Genomic DNA, 5,268 nt, shown 5'->3' on the forward strand with positions numbered 1-5,268 from the left:
CGATACCTTCTGGAGTCTGGTAAGATCGTGTCACAGAAAGTGTTCTCCTTGGTTGGTAGTTTTGGCTGCTTTCTAACACCTATTCTACCAGCTCAGAGGGCACTTTCTTCAGTTTTGGGGAACTAATTCCCAGAGTCGGTCGGTGGTTCTAGGTTTAAATCTATTCCAGGCCGTTCTGTACTTGATCCCATTCTTAGCGGCGTATTCCGAAAGTTTCATACTATCAGTATGGTACGGTTCGCCACAAACATTCCACAAATCGCCACATAATTATACTACTAGTTCAAACACTATCGCGGGTCTGTTGCCAGATGTCATCAAGATCGATCGAGAGCTAATTACTGATATCGATAGCGAACCCCTGAAGCGCGCACTTGTCGGTGGGCTGATCCAAGCCGTGAGGAGCGAGGGGATCGAAGTTGTCGCGGAAGGGGTCGAGACCGTGGCTGAGCTGAGCTGTGTCATCGACCTCGGTGCGACACTGATCCAAGGTTTTATCTTTGCCAAGCCAGCGGCCCAACCCGATCGTGAAGTCCATTGGCCTGTGTTGTGATCTAGTGCCGGTGGCTACATGAGGAAGAACTCTGGGCTCCTTCGTGGTCGGTCGTGGGATCCCGATCGATGAGCGCGGAACGAGCTGAGCTAGCTTGATGTTTTGTGTCTCGCCTAGTGAAAACCCAGATGATCACAAAGGCGGTCCAGCCCACTGCAATGATGATCCAATAGGAGATCAATCTGTACACCAGCACCGCGGTGATTGCAGCATGGGCTTTGACGGCGAAGGCTACCAGCACCCCACTCAGACTCCCCTCGATCGTTCCGAGGCCCCCCGGTGTGATCGGTAGGATTCCTACGATTTGACTCGCGCTATAGGCTAATACCACGGAACTCCAAGGGATAGCTAGGTGAAGTGCCGGAAAGATGAAGATCAGACAACCGAGATCAAATCCCCATTCCCCAAGTCCAAGCAGCCCGAGCAAGCTCGCGTCGCGTGGACCGATGTGGAGGTGGGCCAACATGTCGTTGGCTCGTTGGAGTACCCGTTCGCTCGGCAGCCGAACACGACGGGGGGCATGCTTGATGCCACGGGCAACGAGGTTCAGGGTCCATAGCCAGAGCGATACACGCGTCAAGACGATCACCATCACGACGAGGAGCATGATCGCAACGAGGGTCAAGACCAGATCAGGCGTTCCGTGTCGTCCCAGGATTGTCGCGAATGAGACTCCGATGAGCAGAAGGATGGAGAGGCCGAGTGCGAGGGCAACCAGCACGGCTACCATCACCCAGGCGGCGTTGGATCGGTCGACGCCGTGTCTGCGATACTGCGTGAAGCGAAAAGCGCTGGAGAAGAGCGGTTCGCCGGGTAACGAGTTGGCGATTGCATCGGTGGCGAGGGTGAGCCCAAAGAGTGAGGAAAAACGGATATGGTGACCGGTGAGGGTAAGGAGTTGGCGTTGTAGGAGTGCATAGCACGTGATGGAAGCGATCTCTGATCCAATGGCGACGAACGCCCAGGCAAAGCTGAGGTGGGTGAGCCGATGCAGGGCAAAGATGAGCTCCGAGCGTGAGCCGAAGAGGAGCACAAAAACGACGACGATTACGATGACGCTGAGCAGGGTACGAAGAAGCAGCCGTCTTGACTGTTGCTGTAGGCCCATAGGCCTATCGTACCGGCTGTGTGGCATGGGTTGAAGCTAAAGGGGAGCGAGGAGAGGCATGGAGGAGTTCCAAGGGAGGATCGGCAAGGATTGGCGAAGCTCGGAACCGTGGTGGCCGCCCCAACCAAAGCCAAAAGTCGGCACACCCAACGTGGTGCTCATCGTACTCGATGATGTAGGCTTTGCCCAGCTGGGTTGCTATGGGTCAAATATCGCAACACCCCGCATCGATGCACTAGCTGACAAGGGTGTCCGCCTTGCCAACTTCCACACGACCTCACTCTGTTCGCCTACCCGAGCTTGTCTGCTTACCGGTCGTAATCATCATCGCAGTGGGATGGGAAGAGTAGCCGATCTGGCGATCGGTTTTCCTGGATATTATGGAAAACCGCCAAAGGAGAACGGCTTTCTCTCGGAGGTCCTGCGCAACGTTGGGTTCGCCACCTATGCGGTCGGCAAGTGGCACCTGACACCCGACGATGAGACGCACATGGCGGCCTCGAGGTCGTCTTGGCCCCTCGGCCGCGGCTTTGATCGCTGGTATGGTTTCCATGGGGGCGAGACGAGTCAGTTCTACCCTGCTCTCTATCATGACAATCACTCCATCCGCCCCCCGCGCTCGTACGCTGAGGGGTATCATCTCACCGAAGACCTCACTGACCACGCGATCGAGTTCATCGCTGACCTGCGGGCGGTCGAAGTTGATCGTCCCTTCTTCCTGTACTTCTGCCCCGGTGCCTGTCACTCACCACATCAGCCTCCCGTACGATGGGCGCATCGATATCGTGGGGCCTTTGACGATGGTTGGGACCGGTGGCGTGAGCAGACGTTTGATCGACAGGTTGCCATGGGGTTGCTACCCGAGGCGACTGTCCTCTCACCGCGACCCGACTGGGTTCGTTCCTTTGGCGAGCTCAACCAGGAGGAGTCAGCATTGGCCGCACGATTCATGGAGAAGTTCGCGAGCTTTCTCTCTGACACTGACGCCCAGATTGGGAGATTACTGGACTTTCTTGACGATCTGGGAGAACTCGCCAATACGATCGTCGTTCTTGTCTCGGATAACGGTGCAAGTGCTGAAGGAGGTCCGGAGGGATCCATCAATGATGTGCGCCTAGCCAATCTTGACCCTGCGACGACGAGCGAGATGTACGCGAGGATTGACGAGATTGGGGGACCAACGAGTCACAATAACTACCCGTGGGGCTGGACGATGGCTGGCAACACACCGTTTCGACGATGGAAGCGTGAGGTGCACGAGGGCGGAGTCGCTGACCCCTGTATTGTTACCTGGCCGAAGGGTTCGCTAGCGATTGGAGAGATCCGCCACCAGTACGCACACGCCATCGACGTGCGGGGGACGATTCTTCAGCTGCTGGGGGTAGCCGAACCCAGTCATCTCGACTATGTACCGCAGACCTCTGTTGATTCGGCCAGCTTTGCGTCGATTCTGGCTCCACACGCGGCCAGCGCTCCAGCGACCCGAACGACGCAGTACTACGAGATGTTTGGCTCTCGTGCTCTTTATCACGAGGGATGGAAGGCTGTCACCTTCCATCCGATTGCCCCGCTCTATGATGACAAGAACCCCAACGATGATTTTGATGAGGACCAGTGGGAACTCTACGATGTCACCCACGATCTTACCGAAACACGAGACCTGGCAAGCGAATACCCTGAACTGCTCGAATCGATGAAGGAACGATGGTGGCGGGAGGCCGAGCAGAACCAGGTGCTCCCGCTGGACAATCGCGTGCTCTGGGCACTGGTGCACCCCAAACCCGACCAACGCGGACCGGTGGATACGATGCGGTATTTTCAGGGAGCTTCGCAGGTCCCGGAGCCAGTGGCGATCGATCTCAAATACCGGTCGCATCGTTTGTTCGTCGACTTCACCTTGGAACCAGGAGATCCCCCTGCGGGTGTCCTGTTGGCACAGGGTTCGGCACTAGGAGGCTGGTCGCTCTATCTTCTCGACGGCTTTGTCCACTACAGCCTCAATCTGTACGGGAAATCCATCACGACGCTGAAGAGCTCCTCTCCGGTCACTGCTGGATCGCACTCCGTTCTCTTTTCCTTCACCAAGGACGAACGAGATGGCGGAGACGCGCTGTTACAACTCGATGGTTCTGCCGACGTGTCTCTCCATTTTGATCGAGTGCCGCCGGCGGGATGGAACGGGGTAGGCGCAGGACTTACCTGTGGCTATGAGTGGGGACCCTCGGTCGGGCAGGGTTATGCGGCTCCCTTCTCGTTCCCAGGCAGCATCCATCAGGCCCGCATCGAGGCACTTGGCCCCAAGGTGCGCGATCCACTCGCGGAGATCGAGGCGATCTTATCCCAGCAGTGACGGTTTGGGTTGGGCCCAACACTAAGTTGGCGGCGTCGGTACAATACCGTGCATGTGTCTGGAGCCTGTTGTGAAAGGACTGAACGCGCGGTGCTGCAGCATCGATCGCTTGAAACCAAGATAAGCCTCCTCGATCCCCGTACGAACACGTAGAGATGTCGGCCGGGATCTATCGATGATCGATGGGGCCACTGAGGGGTAGCTCGTCCTTGAGGCAGCCGAGAGTCTATGTCTGGTCGGTTTTATGATCTCCAACAGGTGTATCCTGTAAACACAACCTAGCTCCAGGGGCATCGGTGATGGTACTGAGCTCGGCAACGACTATGTGCCGAAGACTTAGCGAGGACACACGCAGGCCATCATTGGATAGGAGAGCTCGCTGGCCAGTTGCACGTCGCTGTCGATTGCATGCCGCTATCGATGCAATATGGTTGGTCCCCACGGTTGTCTGCGCGTTCTGGCTGGCCGATGCCTCCTACACACGACAACTTGTGCCTGTAGGTCTTCACGGCCTGTGCCGTGCGATCACGCCTGCGCTACGCTCAAAGATATGACACAGCGATGGTGGACCTCGGACTTGCATCTCGGACATGAGAATATTCTCCACCACACCCATCGTCCCTACGGAAATATCGATGATATGAACATCGATCTGATTGAGCGTTGGAATGATCGGGTAGACCCCGAAGATGAGGTCTATGTGCTTGGCGATGTCGCGATGGGTGCCATCTCTGAGATGCTTAAACTTATTGGGCTCTTCCATGGGACGAAGTTGCTGGTGCCCGGGAATCATGATCGGTGCTGGGAGGGGTTACGCACCAAGAAAAAAAGTCAAGTCGACCAATGGCGTGCTGAGTATAGTGCGGCAGGTTTCGTACTCCTGGGAAGTGAAGAGGAAATCCAACTCGGTGACCGTACGGTGACGGTATCGCACTTCCCCTACTATGGGGACAGTCGGGAGACGGAGCGTTTTGTCGAATTTCGGCCTATCGATCGGGGTCAATGGCTCATCCACGGTCATGTGCATGAAAAGTGGCGTCAGCGTGAACGGATGATCAACGTTGGGGTCGATGCCTGGGGTGGAGTTCCGGTCGCTGAGGCTGAACTAATCGAGTTGATCGACGCTGGTCCCGAAGAGTTGTCACGGATCGCATGGAAGCGCTAAAACCCGGTAACGTTGCCTAGTGTCCCTAGCCAGAAATTCCTTCAATAAGGAATTTTCAACCCTTACACCTGGTTATCCCAGTTGGTATCTAC

Annotated in this window: 4 protein-coding genes; 3 read left to right on the forward strand and 1 reads right to left on the reverse strand. The window is 56.3% G+C overall.

Going from position 1 to position 5,268, the window contains the following annotated elements; translation table 11 throughout:
* Positions 1-142: 142 nt before the first annotated feature.
* On the forward strand, positions 143-553 hold the full coding sequence (locus M7Q83_RS13775; protein ID WP_298340092.1) for an EAL domain-containing protein: 411 nt from the start codon (positions 143-145) through the stop codon (positions 551-553).
* Between the two features lies 1 nt (position 554).
* Here the strand turns inward: M7Q83_RS13775 and M7Q83_RS13780 are convergent, their stop codons facing one another.
* Positions 555-1,661, reverse strand: coding sequence for a lysylphosphatidylglycerol synthase transmembrane domain-containing protein (locus M7Q83_RS13780; RefSeq protein WP_298340095.1), 1,107 nt, complete (start codon positions 1,659-1,661; stop codon positions 555-557).
* Between the two features lie 58 nt (positions 1,662-1,719).
* Here M7Q83_RS13780 and M7Q83_RS13785 point away from each other — a divergent pair, with 58 nt between their 5' ends.
* Both M7Q83_RS13785 and M7Q83_RS13790 read left to right on the forward strand, forming a co-directional pair.
* Complete coding sequence (locus M7Q83_RS13785) at positions 1,720-4,011, forward strand: arylsulfatase (protein ID WP_298340098.1); 2,292 nt, start codon at positions 1,720-1,722, stop codon at positions 4,009-4,011.
* Between the two features lie 550 nt (positions 4,012-4,561).
* Positions 4,562-5,176 carry a metallophosphoesterase family protein gene (locus tag M7Q83_RS13790; protein ID WP_298340101.1) on the forward strand — a complete coding sequence of 205 codons (615 nt, stop codon included), beginning with the start codon at positions 4,562-4,564 and terminating at the stop codon, positions 5,174-5,176.
* The last annotated feature ends 92 nt before the right edge of the window (positions 5,177-5,268 follow it).

It is taken from the genome of Ferrimicrobium sp. (assembly GCF_027364955.1).
Classification (GTDB): Bacteria; Actinomycetota; Acidimicrobiia; order Acidimicrobiales; family Acidimicrobiaceae; genus Ferrimicrobium.